The sequence below is a fragment of the Candidatus Hydrogenedentota bacterium genome (assembly GCA_019695095.1).
GTDB lineage: Bacteria > Hydrogenedentota > Hydrogenedentia > Hydrogenedentales > SLHB01 > JAIBAQ01.
In genome coordinates this window covers 1-20,159 of record JAIBAQ010000029.1, presented here as the reverse complement: position 1 = coordinate 20,159, position 20,159 = coordinate 1, and the positions used below count along the sequence as shown (strand labels likewise).

General features: G+C 57.2%; 18 protein-coding genes. 9 read left to right on the top strand and 9 right to left on the bottom strand.

What is annotated here, in order from left to right:
• Nucleotides 1-10: 10 nt before the first annotated feature.
• The 5 genes from K1Y02_07250 to K1Y02_07230 form a co-directional block, all read right to left on the bottom strand.
• The gene (locus K1Y02_07250) at nucleotides 11-703 is read right to left on the bottom strand and encodes an HNH endonuclease (GenBank protein MBX7256143.1); all 693 of its coding nucleotides are present in this window, start codon (nucleotides 701-703) and stop codon (nucleotides 11-13) included.
• A gap of 28 nt (nucleotides 704-731) precedes the next feature.
• Nucleotides 732-1,904 (bottom strand): CoA transferase, encoded by a 1,173-nt coding sequence (locus tag K1Y02_07245; GenBank protein ID MBX7256142.1) that lies wholly within the window; start codon nucleotides 1,902-1,904, stop codon nucleotides 732-734.
• 55 nt (nucleotides 1,905-1,959) lie between these two features.
• Nucleotides 1,960-2,385, bottom strand: a complete 426-nt coding sequence (locus K1Y02_07240) for a HEPN domain-containing protein (protein MBX7256141.1) — start codon at nucleotides 2,383-2,385, stop codon at nucleotides 1,960-1,962.
• On the bottom strand, nucleotides 2,372-2,710 hold the full coding sequence (locus K1Y02_07235) for a nucleotidyltransferase domain-containing protein (GenBank protein ID MBX7256140.1): 339 nt from the start codon (nucleotides 2,708-2,710) through the stop codon (nucleotides 2,372-2,374). The genes K1Y02_07240 and K1Y02_07235 overlap by 14 nt, the downstream gene beginning before the upstream one ends.
• A 68-nt stretch (nucleotides 2,711-2,778) precedes the next feature.
• Entirely contained in the window at nucleotides 2,779-4,683 is a 1,905-nt protein-coding gene (locus tag K1Y02_07230; protein MBX7256139.1) for an acyl-CoA dehydrogenase family protein, read from the bottom strand.
• A 271-nt stretch (nucleotides 4,684-4,954) separates the two neighbouring features.
• On the opposite strand from K1Y02_07230, the gene K1Y02_07225 reads away from it, so the two are divergent.
• The 3 genes from K1Y02_07225 to K1Y02_07215 all read left to right on the top strand — a co-directional run bounded on the left by K1Y02_07225 (nucleotide 4,955) and on the right by K1Y02_07215 (nucleotide 9,440).
• Complete coding sequence (locus K1Y02_07225; protein MBX7256138.1) at nucleotides 4,955-7,150, top strand: acylase; 2,196 nt, start codon at nucleotides 4,955-4,957, stop codon at nucleotides 7,148-7,150.
• A gap of 64 nt (nucleotides 7,151-7,214) precedes the next feature.
• Nucleotides 7,215-8,285: an acyltransferase gene (locus K1Y02_07220; GenBank protein ID MBX7256137.1), complete on the top strand. Its 1,071-nt coding sequence runs from the start codon at nucleotides 7,215-7,217 to the stop codon at nucleotides 8,283-8,285.
• Between the two features lie 147 nt (nucleotides 8,286-8,432).
• Complete coding sequence (locus tag K1Y02_07215) at nucleotides 8,433-9,440, top strand: methyltransferase domain-containing protein (GenBank protein MBX7256136.1); 1,008 nt, start codon at nucleotides 8,433-8,435, stop codon at nucleotides 9,438-9,440.
• A gap of 73 nt (nucleotides 9,441-9,513) precedes the next feature.
• On the opposite strand, the gene K1Y02_07210 is transcribed toward K1Y02_07215, so the two are convergent.
• Together K1Y02_07210 and K1Y02_07205 are read right to left on the bottom strand one after the other, a co-directional pair.
• A complete protein-coding gene (locus tag K1Y02_07210; protein MBX7256135.1) occupies nucleotides 9,514-10,182 on the bottom strand; it encodes an adenylate kinase in 669 nt (222 codons plus the stop codon).
• A 136-nt stretch (nucleotides 10,183-10,318) separates the two neighbouring features.
• Nucleotides 10,319-11,674 carry a sodium:alanine symporter family protein gene (locus K1Y02_07205; protein ID MBX7256134.1) on the bottom strand — a complete coding sequence of 452 codons (1,356 nt, stop codon included), beginning with the start codon at nucleotides 11,672-11,674 and terminating at the stop codon, nucleotides 10,319-10,321.
• A 361-nt stretch (nucleotides 11,675-12,035) separates the two neighbouring features.
• Between K1Y02_07205 and fliQ the strand changes: the two genes are divergently transcribed.
• Genes fliQ through K1Y02_07175 form a run of 6 tightly spaced genes read left to right on the top strand, consistent with a single transcriptional unit; the run spans nucleotide 12,036 to nucleotide 18,607 of the window.
• Nucleotides 12,036-12,305 carry a flagellar biosynthesis protein FliQ gene (gene fliQ / locus K1Y02_07200; protein ID MBX7256133.1) on the top strand — a complete coding sequence of 90 codons (270 nt, stop codon included), beginning with the start codon at nucleotides 12,036-12,038 and terminating at the stop codon, nucleotides 12,303-12,305.
• Nucleotides 12,306-12,361: 56 nt separating this feature from the next.
• Entirely contained in the window at nucleotides 12,362-13,132 is a 771-nt protein-coding gene (gene fliR, locus K1Y02_07195) for a flagellar biosynthetic protein FliR (GenBank protein MBX7256132.1), read from the top strand.
• A 6-nt stretch (nucleotides 13,133-13,138) separates the two neighbouring features.
• Nucleotides 13,139-14,254 (top strand): flagellar biosynthesis protein FlhB, encoded by a 1,116-nt coding sequence (gene flhB, locus K1Y02_07190; GenBank protein ID MBX7256131.1) that lies wholly within the window; start codon nucleotides 13,139-13,141, stop codon nucleotides 14,252-14,254.
• Nucleotides 14,255-14,310: 56 nt separating this feature from the next.
• Nucleotides 14,311-16,371: a flagellar biosynthesis protein FlhA gene (flhA, locus tag K1Y02_07185; GenBank protein MBX7256130.1), complete on the top strand. Its 2,061-nt coding sequence runs from the start codon at nucleotides 14,311-14,313 to the stop codon at nucleotides 16,369-16,371.
• 1 nt (nucleotide 16,372) lies between these two features.
• Nucleotides 16,373-17,734, top strand: a complete 1,362-nt coding sequence (gene flhF / locus K1Y02_07180) for a flagellar biosynthesis protein FlhF (GenBank protein ID MBX7256129.1) — start codon at nucleotides 16,373-16,375, stop codon at nucleotides 17,732-17,734.
• A 9-nt stretch (nucleotides 17,735-17,743) separates the two neighbouring features.
• Nucleotides 17,744-18,607, top strand: a complete 864-nt coding sequence (locus K1Y02_07175) for a MinD/ParA family protein (protein MBX7256128.1) — start codon at nucleotides 17,744-17,746, stop codon at nucleotides 18,605-18,607.
• 136 nt (nucleotides 18,608-18,743) lie between these two features.
• Here the strand turns inward: K1Y02_07175 and K1Y02_07170 are convergent, their stop codons facing one another.
• Together K1Y02_07170 and K1Y02_07165 are read right to left on the bottom strand one after the other, a co-directional pair.
• On the bottom strand, nucleotides 18,744-19,535 hold the full coding sequence (locus K1Y02_07170; protein ID MBX7256127.1) for an ion transporter: 792 nt from the start codon (nucleotides 19,533-19,535) through the stop codon (nucleotides 18,744-18,746).
• Nucleotides 19,536-19,557: 22 nt separating this feature from the next.
• Nucleotides 19,558-20,159, bottom strand: a 602-nt coding sequence (locus K1Y02_07165) for an aldo/keto reductase (GenBank protein ID MBX7256126.1), incomplete at its 5' end; no start/stop codon positions are given.

Genomic DNA, 20,159 nt, shown 5'->3' with positions numbered 1-20,159 from the left:
GTTGTAGCGTTTATTCTATTTTTGAAGATTTCTGTATATTGTGCCTTGCGCAAAGCAGTTGCACGTTTGCAGCGGATACTGAAGTCCCTCCCTTGGAATATGGGATAATATGATCAAAGTGCAGTTCATCATCTGAACCGCACATTACACATTTACCCTTGTCTCGCTTCCAGACTTCCAGCTTAACGGCTGTAGGGATAATGCGTTGCCTTCCCTTCAAACTTTCTTTTTTGGTGAAACCGCGGTCTGGTTCTTCGATTGCTTTGAGGCGAAACTTGAACACATTACGATGCCCGTCGTGCTCTATATCAGCATCCTCGAGCCGAAACACTCCGTTATACGACCAGATCCCTTGCCGTAGCTTTTCATACACCCTTACAAAGTGATCTTCACCCACGCCCTGCATAGAGGCTTTCGCTGCCTCATAGAATTTGCCATTCTCTGTCAGTCTTCCCGAAGCTGTGTAGTATGGCTGGTCACATCTTTTTGGGTCAGTCTCTGAGTTCGAGCGTGGAACATCGTGCCCTTCGTATATCAGTACAGCCCCAGAGTCCTCATAACGGTCTTTATATGGAGCATTAGGTTGAACCGACATAAGGATCACTGAGTAGCCATCTTTCAATCGAAAGTTCATTCCCCGCTGTAGGCTCATGCCTTCTCTTCGACACATTTCAAGATACGAGATGATCTCATTCTCAACCATGAATGGTGTAGTTCTCCGTGACGAGTTCTCAAATGACTCCGCGATCATTCAATTGTGCGACAGACGATGGAGTATAGCCAAGCCCGAAAAGAACTTCTTCTGTATGTTCACCCAACCTTGGCGGGGGCCTTCGCACGGTGCCGGGTGTGCCCGATAGCTTGATGGGAATTCCAAGCTGATGGATTTCGCCTTCTGTGGGATGCTGCGTTGTTGTGAACATCTGCCGGTGTTGAACGTGCGGGTCCTTCATGGCCTCGTCGATGAGATTCGAAGGCCCGACGCAGACGTTCTTGTCGGCGAAATATGCCACCCATTCCGCACGCGTGTTGGCTCGGAACAGACCGCATAGGTCTTCGTATATCGCGGCAGCGTCTTCCAGGGAGAACTGCTTTTCGACGTACTCCGGACGCGCGAGGGCTGCGCAAAGGTTCGCCCAGAAGTGCGGCTCAAGGCAGCCGACTGTGAGGTTACCGTCTGATGCGGGATACACGGCGTAGCATGGGAACTGACCCAGCAGGACGTGCTCACCGCCGCGAGGGCTCGTACCGAATCCGAATTGCCATGCGGCAAACAATGACAGCCAGTACACGACGCCGTCGGTCATGGAAATATCGATGAACTGCCCTTTTCCAGATACGCGGCGCGCGTGCAGCGCCGCCAGAATGCCGATAGCAGCCATCTGTGCGCCGCCGCCGATGTCGGCAACGGTCAGGCCTGGCGGCAGAGGCGTATCGCCTTTTCGAGCGGACAATTCCAGCGCTCCCGCGATGCCCATATAGTTGATGTCGTGGCCGGGCAGATGCGCGTAGGGACCGTCTTGGCCATAGCCAGTGATGGCGCAATAAATGAGGCCCGGATTGACTCGACTCAGATTCTCGTATCCGACGCCGAGGCGGTCCATTACCCCAGGCCGGTTGCCTTCGACCAGCACGTCAGCGTGACGAACCAACTCGCGCAGGATGTCGCATCCGGCTTCGGTCTTTAGGTTGAGCGTCATGCTGCGCTTGTTGCGGTTGAGCACGAGATGCATGTAGCTCTCGTTTTGCGCAAACGGCGGCATGGTACGGATGTAGTCGCCACGGCCCGGCTCCTCGACCTTGATTACGTCCGCGCCGAGGTCGCCCAGCAGCATGGTGCACAGGCCGCCCGGCAAGAGCCGGGTGCAGTCGATGACCTTGATGTCGGAAAGGGCGTTAGGCATGCACAGTCCATTCCCACGTGGCGAGCGAATCGAATGAACGCACTTTCATTTCACATCACTTTCGGCGACGGACAGTGGTCGTCTTGGGGAGTAATCGACGTACATGTCTTCTCACCCGCCGCGCAGTAGCAACAACCACACGTGCATCACGTAGCGGAATCGGGTCGTAGTCGCCGGGGTAGCGGGTCGCCGTCGCGAAGTCCGTCAACCGCTCCTGTTCCACTGCGCTCAAATCAGGACGATCCGTTCTCGGCACCAGCGCCACCAACTCTTCAATATTGTGTACGCGAGGAAAGTGAATGCCTCTATACACCAGAAATGCCTTGAGATACTTCTCGACGCACTGCTGGGCGTGAAAACAAACCGCATCTGTGGGACAGTCTTCACGCAACTTGAGCGTATGAACAGCTGTCGTCAAGTCATTTTCGGCTTTCTGGACCCACTCGCGCACGACAGCGAGGTGAAGCTCACTGCCTGGCATAGAGGACAATTCCTTCGCGGGCTGCTGGTTCTTCTAGCGTACCAGCGATATCCTTGCGCCACACGAACTCCTCGGGAGCCGTAACGATGATGTCCTTTGGCACACGGATATCGTGGAGAGCCATGCGAATCTCAAGTTGCCGCTCTCTCTTGGAACCCGGCACATCAACCACAACCATGAGGTCCACGTCACTATCGGGACCGGGATTCCCACGCGCATGAGAGCCAAACAGGATTATCCGTTCTGGGTCGAACTTGCGGACTATACGTTGCACCATTTGCCTAATGAGTGCATCACCGGACTCACTTGTCTCTTTCCTTTTCATGCAATCAACCCCTTGGAATTGAGGATAGCATAGCACGCTCGATTCCCCCATTCCTTCCATAGCGTGCGTTATTTCAACGCATGCGAGTGAATCACGCAGTCAGTTCCAGGGAGTTCTCCTCCGCGTTTCAGGCTCGGCGGGAATGGTTCTTCGTCGTGGGCGATGATGCCTTCTTCGATCCACGTATGCGTACCGTCGAGCACGCTGAGCGCGGTCCGATATTTTGCTGCGTCGTCGTTGTGCCAAAGGTCGTGGAACAGATGACGCACCTTGCGGCGAGCGGTTTTGCAGAACATGTCCGCAAGGGAGACGGCATTCTGCGCGTCCGCGTGGCCTTCTTTGAGGAGCGTTTGTGCGCGAACCACGGAGGCCGACATGGCAAAGAGTTCCATGGCGATGTCCACGATTCGAAAGAGGAATGCTTGCTTGTGTTGGAGCTTGCCTTGATAGACCATCATGCCGTGGAAGATCTGTCTCGCCATCTTGCGGCTGTTGCGTTCGATGAAACGCAAATGCGTCGCGAGGGCGTCATATTCGGCGTAGCGCGGCCAATGTCCCCAGCCGAGCCACCGTGAGGGATACCACGCCGCGTAGAAGGTAGCGGCTTTGGGCAATGCGGCGAGCTTCGTTGAAAGCGATGCCTCGGGATCGACCATGGCGCCGGCGATCTGGAGGTGCTTGTCCACGGCCTCACGCGCAATGAAGAGGTGCATGATTTCGCTTGCGCCTTCGAAGACTTTCGTGATACGCGAGTCGCGCATCATGCGTTCAACGGGTATGGGTTCTTCGCCGCGTTGCGCGAGGGAACGTTCAGTCTCGTATCCCCGTCCGCCGCGGATCTGGAAGGTGTTATCCACGATCTCCCAATTGCGGCAGGTGTTCCATTCTTTTGCGGCGGCCGCTTCGAGCCGGATGTCGTATGTGCCGCGCACGGCCATTTCGGCGGCGAGATAGGCAATCGCTTCCATCGCGAACACAGTCGTTGTCATATCGGCGATCATGTGTGAGATTGCTTCGTGTTTGCCGATGGGTTTGCCCCACTGCACGCGTTCGCCCGCCCAGCGGCGGCAGATTTCAATGCATTTCTTCGCCGTACCGACCGCACCCGAGGGCACCGACAAGCGCCCCACGTTGAGCACGGTAAGCGCGATCTTGAGTCCTTTGCCTTCGCCGCCGACGAGGTTCTCTTTCGGTACGCGCACGTTGTTGAAGCGGATTACACCGTTTGCCAGCGCGCGTAATCCCATGAAGTGGCAGCGGTGCTCGACGGTCACCCCCTCCCACTCTGTCTCCACGACGAATGCGCTGATCTTCTTCGTATCAGGGTGACGCGCCATGACGATGAGCAGTTTCGCGAGGGTCCCGTTGGTGCACCAGAGCTTGAGGCCGTTGAGGATGTACGCGTCGCCGTCTGGGGTGATCTGCGCCGTGGTGGCGAGACGCGCGGGGTCCGAGCCAACGTCGGGTTCCGTCAGCGCAAACGCAGAGATGTCACCCGCCGCGCAACGCGTCAGGTATTTCTGCTTCTGCTCGGGTGTTCCGAATTGCTTAATGGTTTCCGGCACACCGACCGATTGGTGTGGCGATAACAGGCCGAGCAAATTGCCCTCGTAACTCGCAAGCAGTTCCATCAACTTGCACCACTCGACTTTGTCGAGTCCGTGGCCGCCGTAGTCTTTGGGTACAAGCAAACCGAAGGCGCGCATGGCGGCAAGCTTGTCGAGCACGCGTTTTGGGTATTCGCCGGTCTCGTCGATTTCGGTTGCGTCGACTTCTTCGATCAGGAATCGCTTGAACGCGTCGAACGTGGTTTGGAATTCGGGGCGGAACGCACGGGTTGGATACGGCGGCAATAAGTCCGGCCGGAAGTTGCCCAAGAAAAGTTCGCGCAGGAAACTGGGCTGTCTCCATTCCGTTTGCCGGGACGCTTCGGCGACTTTGCGGGACTCCAACTCGCTGACATGCTGACTCATGACAGGTCTCCCACATTCAGCCTTCACACAGGACAGTGTTATTATCGGAGGGCGGGCACGGGTTTGCAAGCGCGTGTTTCGCGCGGAAGACATGGACGGATGGGACGAATGCTCCGCATGCGATGAGTGTCTTGATGCGATTACCGCTATAGAGACGCACATAGAGTGGCGATCTAAGGGCTCTGCCATTGGGCCTCTGCATAGTCTTGACTCACCTGCCGGGACTTGACAGGATACAGCGCTGTCCAAATCTCAATCGGGAGTCCCCTCCATGCGTAAACTCCTTATTGCTGTAACCATCATTCTTGTCCTCGCCGCAGGTGTGTACGCGTTTGCGGGGAGCAGCGAACCTTCTCGCGCGGAACTCATTGCGAAAGGTAAGACGTACAGCGTGCATATCCTCAGGGATACGTGGGGCGTGCCGCACGTCTTTGGCAAAACAGACGCGGACACGGCGTATGGGCTAGGGTATGCACATTGCGAAGACGACATGCCCACGATCATGGAGGCGTTGCTGACATCGCGAGGCAAGCTGGCATCGATTAAGGGGAAGGACTCCGCGCCGATTGACTACATGGTGGCGTTGATGCGCGTGTGGCCGACGGTCAACGCGAAGTACGAATCGGATCTTTCACCGGAGACTCGCGCCGTGTGCGAGGCGTATGCGGATGGCGTCAATCATTATGCGGCGCTGCATCCCAGTGAAGTCCCGCGCGGCGTGTTGCCGATTACGGGGAAGGACGTCGTTGCCGGGTTTGTGTTCAAGGCGCCGTTCTTCTTTGGCGTGGAGAAGGCGGTGAAGGAACTGTTCGGCGACACGCGCCGTCACGAAGTTTCAGAGAAGAATCCTGCCCAGGCTGCGCGCTTGTATCTGACTGACGATTTGCCCGTGGGATCCAATACGTTTGCGGTGAGCCCAAAACGCTCCGCGGATGGCAGCACGTTCATCAACATCAATTCGCATCAGCCGTGGGAAGGGCCGGTCGCATGGTATGAAGCGCACCTGCACAGCGAAGAAGGCTGGAACGCAGTCGGCGGTGTGTTTCCGGGCACCCCGGTCGTGTTGCATGGGCACAACGAGAATCTAGGCTGGGCACACACGGTCAATAAACCCGATCTCGTGGACATCTTCGTATTGGAGATGAATCCCGCCAATCCAAACCAGTACAAGTTCGATGGACAGTGGCGCGACTTAGAAGTCGCGAAGGCTCCCATCACAGTGAAGCTCTGGGGGCCGATTTCGTGGACGTTTAAGCGCGAGATTCTCTGGTCTGTGTATGGACCTACGGTGCGTCAGAAGCACGGCGTATATGCGATTCGGTATGCGGGCATGGGCGACATCCGCGCGGTGGAGCAGTGGTACCGGATGGACAAAGCCCGAAACATCGCTGAATGGAAGGACGCCATGCGTATGCAGGCAATTCCGTCGTTCAACTGCGCCTACGCGGACCGCGAAGGCAACATTCTCTACGTGTACAACGCGCGCTTTCCGAAGCGGGCGGAAGGTTACGATTGGCGCAAGTATCTTCCGGGAACCACATCGGATACGTTGTGGACGGAGTACCTGCCGTGGGACGCGGATCCGCGCGTGGAGAATCCTGCGTCAGGCTTTGTGCAGAACTGCAACAGCACGCCGTTTCGCACGACGCTGGATCCTGAGAATCCCAAGCCGGAGGATTATTCGGCAACGCTCGGCATTGAGACGCACATGTCGAACCGGGCATTGCGGGCGTTTGAGTTGTTGAGCGCCGACCCTTCGATCACGGAAGAAGAGTTCTATGCATACAAGTACGACATGGCGTACTCCAAGGACTCTGAAATCGCCAAGATGTGGGAGAAGCTGAAGGCCGCGAAGTCCGATGACGCGCTCACCAATGAGGCACTCGACGTCGTGCGAAAGTGGGACTTGAACACCAACCCCGAGAACACAGCTGCCGCAATTACACTGCTGACCATCAGCCCGGGTTCGGATAATGAAACGCAGAGCGGAGACATTGACGAAGCTCTGGCGCTGTTGAAGGGCAATGCGCAGGCACTGAAAGATCATTTTGGAAAGATCGACGTGCCGTGGAGCGAAGTGAATCGCCTGCACCGCGGCAAGGTCAATGTAGGTCTCGGCGGCGGGCCAGACGTGTTGCACGCGGTGTACGGTTTTCGCGTCAGTGACGGAAAGCTGGAAGGCCTTGAAAACGGCCAAGTTCACGGACGGGCAGGAGACTGTTACGTGTTGATTGCTGCATGGGACAAAGAGGGCAAGGTACACTCACGCAGTATTCACCAGTACGGCAGCGCCACGAGCCGTCCGGAGTCGCCACATTACGCGGATCAAGTGCCGCTGTTCATTGCGCGCCAGACCAAACCCGTGTGGTTTGACGAGGCGGCTATCCGGGCGAACCTGGAGCGAGAGTATCGTCCGGGTGAAGAAATCGGCGGGACACGTGAGACACCATTGAAATCCAGCATGTAAGTCCTTTACAAGGTGAGACTGTAATCGCAGAGAGCACTCAAGCCAGGACATTGCCGGGGGAAAGGTGGAATCCACAGGGCCGCGAATACGCGAATTGGATGGGATTCGAGGGATTGCGGCCATGGGCGTTGTGCTGCACCACTACTCCACGCATCTTGGAGGTGATCCGTTTCGTTCGATCCTCGCCCCGATTTATAAGGGCGGATTTCTGTTTGTACCCCTGTTCTTCGTGCTTTCGGGGTACATTCTCGCTCAGATCTACGCGGTCGAAGGGCGCTATCCGACGTTTCGAAGCGCTGTAGTCTCCCGCATTGCGCGTCTCTATCCACTGCATATATTGACATTGGTTGTCGTTGGCGCGCTGCAGAAGCTTCACGTAATCCTGACTGGGTACGTGTTCATGTACCCTTACAATGACCTTTGGCATCTGTTTCTCAATGTTCTAATGCTGAACGATTCAGGGCTTCAGACCGGTTATTCATTTAATGGCCCAGCCTGGTCCATTTCGACGGAATTCATCGTCAATGTGGTCTTTCTGGGTCTCGCTCTTGCGCATCCTCGCCGCTATATCTGGGTCGGTTGCGGACTGGTCCTGTTTGCCGCCGCGATGGACGCTAGTCTCGGGTGGAGCGGAGAACAGCCGAGCCTGCGATCACTCCAGGGTCTACTCTCTTGCTTCTTGTGCTTTGGAATGGGTCTGCTGGCACGAGCCGCCCAGGATTGGCTTCCGTCGCTACGGTTGAACACAAGGATTTCGGACATCTTGTTCCTTGCCATCTGCGGATTGTGCGCATACTTGTTTCGCATACCCGAATCTCGCCTGGCGTTCTACGTACTGGCGGTCGTGTGCTTTCCAGCTCTTGTGCTACTGGGGCTTCGGACGCGGATCGCGGGGAGCATTCTGAGACTACGGACACTGCGCTTTCTCGGGGACATTTCTTTTTCACTCTACCTTGTGCACTTTCCATTGGAACTTATGCTGTTGACAGGCACGGCCGCAACCGGAATCGTGATCCCGTATGACAGTCCTTTTGTGCTCGCCGTCTACAGTGGAATTTGCATGGCCGTTTCGTGGTTTACCTGGAAGCGGTTCGAAATGCCCATGCGTGTCTATGTGAAGAGAGTCCTGAGCTAAGACGTGTGCGGCGATGCCAGTAGGTACTTTAACGTCGTAACCGGTTAGATGTGCTTGAGTGCCGCTCACCCAAACGGCATTATGAATCCGATTGTTTGGCCTGTATCAGAGGCGGACACGGGCCACAACCTTACCCGGAGACCATTCATGACATTCCGTTCCAATACGGCATCCATTCGCGATTTTGGCAATGCGATTAACGCGCTCTCGATAGGCTTCATCCATTCGCAAGTCCTGTTTACGGCGCATCGTGCAAATGTGTTCGCGCAGTTGGAGGAACCGCGCACGGCTGAGGAAGTCGCGCGCGTCATACATGCGGACCTGCGCGGCACGCGCATCCTTCTGGATGCTTTGGTTGCTTTGAAGCTCGTTGAGAAATCGAATGGTACGTACACGAACGGACCGGCGGCATCGGCATGTCTTGTTCCTGGCAAGGCGCATTACCAGGGAAACATTCTGGACCACAACGCGAATTATTGGGACGCATCTGCGCGTTTGATTGATTCGGTGCGCGCCGGCAAGTCCGCGGCCGGAACGACCATGCGGCGTTCCGGAGACGAGTTGAGGGCGTTTATACTGGGTATGCGCGACATCGGGGTCACCAGCGCGCACGAGATTTTGGCAGCGCTTGATTTGTCACGCTACCGCCACGTGCTTGACTTGGGCGGCGGACCCGCGACGTACTCTATTGCCTTTCTGAAAGCGCATCCGCAGATGCGCGCAACGGAGTTTGACCGGCCCGAAGTGATTGAAATCGCGCGCGAACAAGTGGCGGAAGCGCGCGTCGCAGATCGCTTTTCGTTTCTGGCCGGCGATATTGCGACAGACACGTATGGATCTGGATACGATCTGATTCTGGTTTCGAACATTATCCACAGCTTCAGTCCGGATGGTAATCGCGCGATCGTGCGCAAATGCTTCGATGCGCTGGAGAGCGGCGGCACGCTCATCATCAAAGACTTCCTCGTCGATAACGACCGTTCGGGACCGGCATTCAGCCTTATCTTTGCGCTACGCATGCTGCTCATGACGGACGAAGGAGACACGTACACCTTCGACGAAGTAGCGTCGTGGACGAAGGAAGCGGGATTTGCAGACGGCAAGGTAGTCGATCTAACGCCACAGACGCGGTTGTGGATCGTCGATAAGCCGTAAGTGATGAAGAGACGCCACGCCAGGTAGTGCCGTGCGCGGCGTCCGTCAGATTGATAACACGAAGTAACGGGTACTACATGGTTGCGCCGAGGCGTTCCTGGAGTGCTTTGGTAGTCCGGCCGAAGACCGTTTCGGGGTCGCCTTCGGCGGAGATGGTGCACAGCAGTCCCTTCTTGTCGTAGTACTCGGCGAGCGGAGCGGTGCTTTCGGCGTAGGCCTGCAGGCGCGTGCGGATGGACTCGGCCTGGTCGTCGTCGCGCTGGTAGAGTTCGCCGCCGCACTTGTCGCACACGCCTTCGACCTTCGGTGGCTTACCCTCGATATGGAACGTCGTCTTGCAGGAACGGCACGTGCGGCGTCCGCTGAGACGCTTCACGACATCCTCAATGGGCAGCGTGTAGTTGAGTACCGCGTCCAACTCTACATCGAGATCGGCAAGCATCTCTCCAAGCGCCTCGGCTTGGTGTACGGTGCGCGGAAATCCGTCGAGCAGGAAACCGAAGCGGCAGGATAGGCAGTGGCTACGTTCGCGCACCATCTCGATGACGGTATCGTCCGAGACCAGTTTACCCGCGCGCATGCTCTCCATGGCTTCCTTGAGGGCGGCGCTGAGGGAGTCGGCTCCGTCGCACGAGGCGGCGCGGAAGACGTCGCCGGTGGACAACTGACACGCATGCAGCCGTTCGCTGATGAGTTCGGCTTGGGTCCCTTTGCCGACGCCAGGGGCTCCAAGCAGAACCATCCGGTAGGGGCGCTGCGGCGCAATATCGGTACGTGCGCAAACGGAACCGCCCGCTTTCAACCAGGCGGCCCTGTCTCCTTGATTACTCATGATCTCTATCTCCTGTTCAAACATGTTGGATGCGATTGAAACCGTGCTAAGCAGATTCCTTTTCCACCGGCACGGAGTAATTCTCTTCCCACAGGTGCGTCTTGGTTTCGTTGACGATGACGGACGTGAGCAGCAGTAGCGCCACGAGATTGGGAATGGCCATACACGCATTGGCAACGTCCGCAAAATCCCAGACTACCTTGAGCTTGACGACGGACCCGACCATGACTGCGGCGACCCAGGCCAGCCGATACGGGAGGATTGCCCGCGATCCGAACAAATACTCGCAGGCTTTCTCGCCGTAGTACGACCATCCCAGGATTGTCGAGAAAACGAAGGTCAGCAAACCGAAGCTGAGAATCGCGGGCCCCAATGTGTGCACGTGGGCAAACGCTGACTTGGTGAGGGCTGCGCCGTTGAGGTTGCCCTGCCAGTCGCCGGAATTCACGATGACGAGACCAGTCATCAGGCAGACGACGACCGTGTCCCAGAAGGTGCCGGTTGACGATACGAGAGCCTGGCGCACAGGGTTGGGTGTCTGGGCGGCGGCGGCAACGATGGGTGCGCTACCCAAGCCGGATTCGTTCGAGAAGAGACCGCGCGAAATGCCCATGCGCATCGCTTGTATGATGCCTGCGCCCGCAAATCCACCCACGGCGGCATGGCCGGTGAACGCGCTCTTAATGATCAGCGCGATGGTGTCGGGAAGCGTGGAGGAATGAATGGTCAGGAGGACGATGCAGCCGATTACGTAACCGATGGCCATGAATGGCACGAGTCTCTCGCACACGCGCGCGATGGAACGTATTCCGCCGAGAATCACAACCGCGGTGAGGATTGTCATCACCAAACCGGTGATCCACGGAGAGACCTTAAAGGTCTCCGAAACCAGATCCGATACAGAATTCGCTTGAACCATGTTGCCGATTCCGAACGAGGCAATGACGGTAAAGGCGGCGAATACTATTCCAAGCCATTTCCAGCCCAGTCCACGTTCCAAGGCATACATGGGGCCGCCGGCCATCTCACCCTTAGCGGTCTTAACACGGTATTTCACCGAGAGTACGGCTTCGGCGTACTTGGTGGCGATGCCGAAGACACCGGTTAGCCACATCCACAAGACGGCGCCGGGTCCGCCAACGGCGATGGCAGTCGCAACGCCGACGATGTTGCCGGTGCCAATAGTCGCGGCTAACGCGGTTGTCAGCGCGCCAAAATGGCTGATGTCTCCGGCTTCTCCGGGCGTGCGCTCAAAAGAGAGCCTGATCGCCTTAAAGATATAGCGTTGGATGAACCGCAACCGGAAGGTCAGGTAAAGATGGGTGCCGAAAAGCAGGATTAGCATCGGCGGGCCCCACACGATCCCGCTGAGCCAACCTAAGAATGCCTCGATAGTAGCCATGAATACCCCCTTGGGATTGGCGTGGCGATCCCCAACCCAGGCGCTCGCCAGAGGTGACAAGCATAGCCCGCAATTTGCGCCAGCGCAACTCAGCTTCCAGGCGAGGGCAAGTTCGGACCTTCCGGGCATCAGCACGGTGCGGGATCGATTTCGGGCACCTACAAGATACGGAAGGGGCGATTAGAAAAACCCCAAATTATGGACGATTGTCAATTGACAACCTCTATATATTGTGGTATCTTGCCTGCTAGACAAAACCAGTCCCTACCGGTGGGATGGCCGGTCCGGATTGGGGGGCTATTTTGAACTATATCATTCTATTTCAACAGGTTAGCTTACTCGCGAGCAGGGGACTGGGAATATGACTGAAGACACCGTCCTCGAACTTGGCCGCAATGCCATGTACATCACCCTCTTGGTGTCGGCGCCGATGCTGCTTTCCGGGATGGTGGTGGGGCTAATCATCAGCATTTTTCAGTCGGTAACGCAGATACAGGAAATCACTCTCACGTTCGTACCAAAGATCGTGGTGGTGATGGCGGCCTTTGTGCTGTTCATGCCATGGATGGTGGGTATGTTGTTGGGCTATGTGGAGCCGATCTTCGGCGGGTTTATGTCCATAGTGAGATGACGATTCGCGGTCCGGCCTTGGGGTGAGGACCGTGTGAATCGGGATGACACGATCGCATGGTATTCGAGGTTGAGGTTTTCAAAGTCTTCCTCCTGGTCGTGGTGCGCTTCAGCGGGCTCATCATGACAGCGCCGGTTATTGGCTCGCGCAATTTTCCAACCACGGCGAAGATTGGCTTGGTTGGCCTGACGGCAATGTTGATTACTCCGGCAATCGGGCGGTTGGATACGCCGATTCCGGATGATGCCGTGGGGTTTGCGTTGTACGGAATGGGAGAATTGCTGATTGGGATCGTCATTGGGTTCGTCATGACGCTGACGTTCGCGGCGATTCAAGTGGCGGGACAAATTCTGGACATGATGAGCGGATTCTCGTTAATCAACGTGTTCAATCCGGCCCTGGAGACACAGGTACCCATCTTCGGCTTCTTTCTGTTTCTGCTGGCGGCGCTGTACTTGCTCGTGCTGGACGCGCATCACCTGATGATTCGGGCGCTGGCGGCGTCTTTCGAAACGATCCCCCTGGGTGGGTTTCAGGCAAATCCCGCCCTCTTGTGGGAAGTAAGCTCGTGGGGACGAGCCATGTTCTACGACGGAATCATGATTGCGGCGCCCGCAGTGGGAGCGCTGTTGCTGGCATACCTGACGATGGGGCTTCTCAGTCGCCTCATCCCGCAGGTACACCTTTTTGTCGTGGGATTCCCGGTGACAATCGCGATGGCGTTGTTGCTGGTGGCGATATCGTTGACGGCGTACTTGAGTCTGCTGGACGGCATGTTCGAGCGGATGTTCGAGAATGTGGGTACGGCGATACGAGGGATGGCATAACGGGACATGGCCGAAGATACCGGTGGAGAGAAGTCCCTACCCGCGTCAGCGCAGAAGATATCGAAGGCGCGCGAGGAAGGGAACATTGCCAAGAGTCAGGACCTCAACGCGGCATGGTCGTTGGCGGTCGCGCTTGGCATCTTCTGGTATTCGGGTTCGGACATGTTCGAAGGCCTCGTGGAAAGCACCCAGTTCTTCTTCGGCAATATAACGCAGTTTTCTCCGGACACGGACGCGTTCATCGATTTGGCCATGTTCACGCTGTTGCGCCTGGGCCGTTTGCTCTTGCCGTTCTGCGTTCTAATGCTGTTGGCGGGCACGACGATGAACGTGATTCAGACCGGTTTCGTGTATACGCCCAAAGCGCTGGCGCCGAAATTCAACCGGTTGAATCCAATTAGCGGGTTCAAGAAGTTCTTCTCGCCGCGAACGCTCGTGGAACTCGTCAAATCGGTTCTTAAGCTTGTGCTCATCATGTATATCGTTTATGTAGCCATGCGCGACCGCATCGACGAGATTTATGGGATAGCCTACTTGACGCCGATGGGAGCAATATCGGGCATCGCATCGCTTGCGGCGGCGATTTGGCTGCGAGTAGTCCTTGCGATGCTCATCCTGGGCTTGGCGGATTTCGGATACCAGTACTGGCAGCACCGGCAGGATCTTCGGATGACAGTCCAAGAAGCCAAGGAAGAAGCGCGCAGCATGGAAGGGGATCCGCGCATCAAGCAGCGGATTCGGCAGATACAGCGCCAGATGGCGATGAAGCGCATGATGGCTGAGGTGCCCACAGCAGACGTCATTATTACCAACCCGGTCCGATTCGCCGTCGCGTTGCGGTACGACATGGACACCATGGCCGCTCCCGTCGTCGTTGCCAAGGGAGCGCGATTGCTGGCGCAGCGCATCCGCCAAATCGCGGAAGAGAATCAGGTGCCCATCGTAGAGAAACCCGAACTGGCGCGAGCCTTGTTCAAGAACATCGAAGTGGGTCAGCCGGTGTCGGAGAATCTCTTCCGGGCGGTGGCCGAGGTGTTGTCATTCGTGTATCGCATCGATCGGCGCATAGAGAAGCGTCGTGAGCGGGCGCGCAACATGTCCACTCTGGCAGGCGCGCGATGATGTACGGCTTAGCGACAATGGGGAGCGTGTAAGGCGTGGCGGTATCGCAACAAGAGATGCTGGACCAGCGGCCGGCCCTTTTCCGCAATCAGGACATTGCGTTGGCCGTCTGCACGGTGGGTATTCTGCTTGTGCTCGTGCTTCCGATACCCACGTGGATGCTGGACATTCTGCTCACGCTGAACATCTCTCTTTCCGTGGTGGTGCTGATGGGCGCGATCTACCTACAGCATCCGTTGGATTTCGCGGTCTTCCCATCGCTGTTACTTATGTTAACCCTGTTTCGCTTGAGTCTTAACGTTGCGTCAACGAGGTTGATTCTATCGAACGCAAACGCGGGCAAGGTGATTGAGGCATTCGGGACATTCGTGACGAGCGGCAGCTACGTTGTAGGTATCGTAATCTTCTCGATCCTCGTCATCATTCAGTTCGTGGTGATTACGCGAGGCGCGACGCGCATCTCAGAAGTCGCGGCCCGCTTCACGTTGGACGCCATGCCTGGTAAGCAGATGGGCGTGGACGCGGACCTGAACGCAGGACTTATCTCCGAGCAACAGGCGCGGCAACGCCGGCGCACCATCGAGCGGGAAGCCGACTTTTATGGGGCCATGGACGGCGCGACGAAATTCGTGCGCGGCGACGCGGTTGCGGGCCTGATCATCACGATTGTGAACATTCTGGGCGGCTTGTTCATCGGGGTCGTCATGATGGGCACGGAACTTACCGATGCCGTGCAAGTGTACACGCGGTTAACCATCGGCGATGGACTGGTTACGCAGGTGCCGGCGCTGATTGTGTCGACGGCAGCGGGCCTTATCGTTACACGCACAGCCACCGAAGACAATCTCGGCGCCGACATGACAAAGCAATTGACGCGGTATCCGCGGGCTATCGGACTGAGCGCGGTGCTGTTGGCGTTGTTTGGCGTTGTGCCGGGGATGCCGACGCTGCCGTTCATGATCGTGGCGGCACTGTTGGGTGCACTGGCTTATCAATCCGGCGCAACCGCGCGACGCGACAAGGCTGCCGCGGAGGCGAAAGAGGCCGCGGAACGCCAGGCGAAGGTGAAAGAGGAGCCGCCGAAGACGGAAGCGCTGCTGGTAGTCGATCCGCTCAAGATCGAATTGGGTTACGGGCTCATCGCGATGGCCGACCCCAAACAAGGCGGCGACTTGCTCACGCGCATTCAAATTATCCGCCAGCAAATGGCTTCCAAAATGGGATTCATCGTCCCCGTTGTGCGGATTGTGGATAACATGCGGCTTCGGCCGAATGAGTATCGAGTCAAGCTGCGCGACGCGGAAATCGCGCGCTACGAGATCGTTCCCGACCATTATCTCGCGATGAATCCCGGGATTGTGGAGGAGGAAGTCGGAGGTATACCGACGGTTGAACCGGCCTTCGGATTGAAGGCGGTATGGGTCGCCGCAAACCAGCGTGACAGGGCAGAACGCCTGGGTTACACGATTGTCGAACCGTCTGCGGTATTGGCGACGCACTTCACGGAACTGCTGATGACATATGCGCCCGAACTCCTCACGCGTCAGGATGTCCAAGGACTTGTCGATCACATCAAGGAAACGGCGAAGAGCGTCACTGAAGAGCTGGTGCCGGGCATCTTGACGCTGGGCGAAGTGCAGAAGGTCTTGCAGAACCTGCTGCGCGAGCGCGTCTCCATTCGAAACTTGGAGACAATACTCGAAGTGCTGGCGGACTTTGGTCCACGCACGAAAGATCCGGAGATCCTTACCGAATATTCGCGGCATGCGTTGGCGCGACACATTTGCGCGGAATACATTGACGACGAAAGCCGTCTGCACGTGGTCACGCTGGCTCCGGACCTGGAGAAGGAGATCATAGACGCGATCCGGCAGGCGGAAACGGGCGAGTACATTCCCTTGGAACCGGCGCGCGCCGACGCGATTGCGCGTAACACGGTGCAGGCCGTTCAACCACTCGTAATGGCTGGGCAAGAACCCATTGTACTGACTTCGGCGCAGGTGCGCCGGTATTTCCGCCGGATCGTTGAGCGGAAGATTCCGAAAGTAGTCGTGTTGTCGTTTAACGAGATCGACCCGGCCGTGAAACTTGAGAGCGAAGGACAGGTGAGCAAGTAACATGACCCAGGAGTTCCATCGATTCAGGGGATCGACGTTTGACGACGCGTACACCTTGATGCGCCGGAAGCTTGGAGATGACGCTGTCGTGATTCGAACTACGCATGTGAGGGAGGGTGGCGTGCTGGGTTTCCTTGGAAAGAAGCTCGTAGAACTGACTGCATCGGCCCCGGTCGCGCGGAAAGAGTTTCCGACGCGGAGTCTTGGCGCGGCGGAGCGCAAATACGCCAACACGCTTTCGGGCAATCTGGCTCCTGCGCCACGTACCGTCCCTCCCGCCGCCAAGGAGAACGCCCCGGTTGGTTCGGACGAAACCGTGGCCGACAGCGTGGCGTATTTCAGGCAATTGGTGTCGGAAGCGCAGCGCCGCATTGCCTCGCAACCTGCGCCGAGGCCGGTGGAGTCCGCCGAGGCCGCGCCATCTCCAGTAGTCCCGTTTAAGCGCCCCCAGCCCGCGCCCAACATGACGGATGTACTTCGCCGGGAAATCGCGGACTTGCGGCAGTTGGTCGAGATGCTGGTGGCGGAGACTCCCGGCGCGAACGTGCCAACCGAGTACGCCTCGCACTACAAGATGCTGCTTGATGCCGGGGTGTCGCGCAAGATAGCAGCGGCCTTGTTGGCAGCTGCGGTGCGCGATAGCGATCGTGAAGTGATGCGCAATCCGCGCGTGTTTGCGGAGCGGCTCGCGAATGAGGTTCAACGGCAAGTGCGAGTGACGGGAGGAATCGCGGTCACCGCGGGCACGTGCCGCAGGATTGCGCTCGTGGGAGCGACCGGAGTCGGAAAGACGACGAACCTCGCCAAATTGGCGGCACGGTATGCCGTGCGCGAACGGATGCAGGTCGCGTTGATTACGGCCGACACCTATCGCGTGGCGGCCCCGGAACAGCTTCGCGTATTCGCGAACATCATCGGCATTCCGATGACGGTCGTGAACGACGCGAAGGAGATGGCGAGCGCTATCGCGGCGTTTCATTCGTACGATCTTGTGTTGATTGACACGGCGGGCGGCAGCCAGTTCAACAAGGGGCAATTGCGGGAGTTGCGCGAAATGCTCGTGGCGGGTGATCCGCACGAAATCATGTTGATGCTTGCGGCAAACACCCAATTGGACGATCAACAGCAGATTGTCTCGAACTTCGCGCCGTTGTCGCCCTCTTCGGTGTTCTACTCGAAGCTGGACGAGACGCGCCGCTACGGCACGCTCTTCTCGATGTCTGCCGAATGCGGCTTGCCGATCAGTTATCTCAGCGTGGGACAGAACGTTCCCGACGACTTGGTTTTGGCGCAATCCGATATCGTTACCGAGCTGGTCTTGAAGGGCCGCTCGACGCGAGTCGGAACTTTGTACGGAAGGTAGGGTGCACCCGTGGCCGATCAAGCACAACGACTTCGAGACTTCGTAAAGAATCATCAGCGCGGCGCGCGCGTGATGGCCGTCACCAGCGGCAAAGGCGGCGTCGGAAAGACCAATACGAGCGTGAACCTGGGGATCGCATTGGCGAACAACGGGGCGCGCGTTGTGGTGCTGGACGCGGACCTCGGCCTGGCCAACGTTGAAGTCCTGCTGGGGCTCAACTCGCTCTACAACCTGCAACATGTGATACTCGGCGAACGCAAAATTGCAGAGGTGCTGGTGAACGGGCCCGGCGACATGAAAGTGGTTCCGGGGAGTTCGGGGTTGGCGCGTATGGCCGATATGGGCCCGACGGCGCGCAACAACGTCCTTGAAGGCTTGCGCGAATTGCAGGAAGAACACGACTTCATCATCATCGACACGATGGCCGGCATTGGCCAGAATGCGGTGGCATTTGCGGCTGCGGCCGATGAAGTACTGCTCGTAACGACTCCTGAACCGTCGTCCATCGTCGATGCCTACGCAACCATCAAGACGATTCATCAAACCCGAGACGATGCCGTGTTTCGTCTTGTCATCAATCAAGTGGTCAGCGAAGCGCAAGCGAAGGCCGTAGCGAGCAAACTGTCGTATGTGACGCAACAGTTCCTGGGCCGCAGCTTGTCGTATCTGGGCTATATCCCACGCGACCCGCATGTGCAGCAGAGCGTCATGCAATCGTATCCATTCGTTCTGCGGTATCCGGCGGCGCCTGCAACGCGGTGTGTGCAGGAACTGGCGCTCCGTCTGCAGCGCCAACGCGGCGACATTCAAGAGAACCGGCCCGGGTTCTTCCGGCGTATTGCGGAAAACCTGGGGCTAGCAAGCAACGGGTAGTGATTTTGGATTTTGGATTTTGGATTGATATCGTTCGCACACAGCTTGATCGCTTGTGTTTACAATTATGCTCACTCGGCGCCACCTTTATTTCGTAGCAGCATAACAAGTGTGGTCGGACTATAACGCTGCGGCATTATTTGTGGATGGCTTTCCCGCAATGAGGACAATGTTGCGGAGCCTTCTTCCGCTGAATCTCTTCGACAAATCCGGCACCCAGAATTCCCGTGGGAAGCGCAAAGAATCCAATTCCGAGAATTGCTGTAACGGATGCTAGAAACTGCCCCATACCGGTAATTGGATATACATCACCGTATCCAACGGTTGTCAGTGTCGCGATTGCCCACCACATGCTAGAAGGAATGTCGGGGAATTTGGTGGGTTGCACCGAATTCTCAGCTTCGTAAAGCAGGCAGGACGACACGATGACAAGCAGCGCCATCATTCCCAGTGTCACCAGTAGCTCTTCACGTTTCCGGCGGACAACATCTGTCATAAGGTTGAATGCGCTCACATACCGAGCCAATTTAGCAACCCGCAGGATTCGCGCGACGCGAAATACCCGTAGAAAGATAAGGTCAAGACTCAACCAGCTTATGTAGAAAGGCAGTATCGACAGGAGATCGAGAATAACGAGAGGTCGAGACGCTTGGCGCAGCCGCCCCCATATTGGGTGTCTGTACTCAGGGTCACTCGTACAGAAGAGAATTCGGGCCGCATATTCGACGCTAAAGACAACAATGACAAACGTGTCGAATCCATTGAACAACTCTCCGTATTGCTCCGCGAGTGGTTTCACAGACATCAGCACAGTGTCTGACACACTTAGCAGAACGAGGACCAGTATCAGAAGATCCTCTAGATAGCTCAGCTTATCCCCCTCACGTGAGACTTCAATGATCTCCCAAATGCGACGTCTAATATCCATCGTGGCCTCCCAGTGGTTGACATCACAACACGCGCCGCTCTTTCTCCGCCAGCCACAAGTCTGCATTCAGTCCGAAGTAGTCTTTCAGTGGTTGGCTGATTGAGTCCAACTCCTTCAAGGTATCGCTCGATAGCGTCAATTCCACGGACTTGAGGTTCCGAGCGAGTTGATCGGGCCTGCGCGCGCCGACGATGACGCTGGTTACGCCGGGTTGGGCCATGAGCCAGGCCAGCGCAACATTGGCCATGGGTTGTCCGAGACCGTCGGCCACGGCGCGGATCTTCGCGAGCGTTTGAAAGGTCAGTTCTTCGCAACCGGGCTCGCCGTGCCGCGTGCCTTCTCGGGCACCCGAGAAGTGCCGTGATCGCCGCCGCGGTATGGGCATGTCGTCGGCGCTATCCCAGCGACCCGCGAGGAGTCCCTGCATCAAGGGCAGGTAGGCCAGAATGCCGAGATTGTGCTGTCGACAGGCGGGAACCACCTCGTGTTCGATGGCGCGAAACAGGATGTTATAGCCGAGTTGGTCGGACACGCACGTCCCCTCGCTCATCCATGCGGCCAAGTCCGTCGCGCCGAAGTTCGACACGCCGATTTCGCGGATCTTGCCTTCGTCGCGCAGGGCTG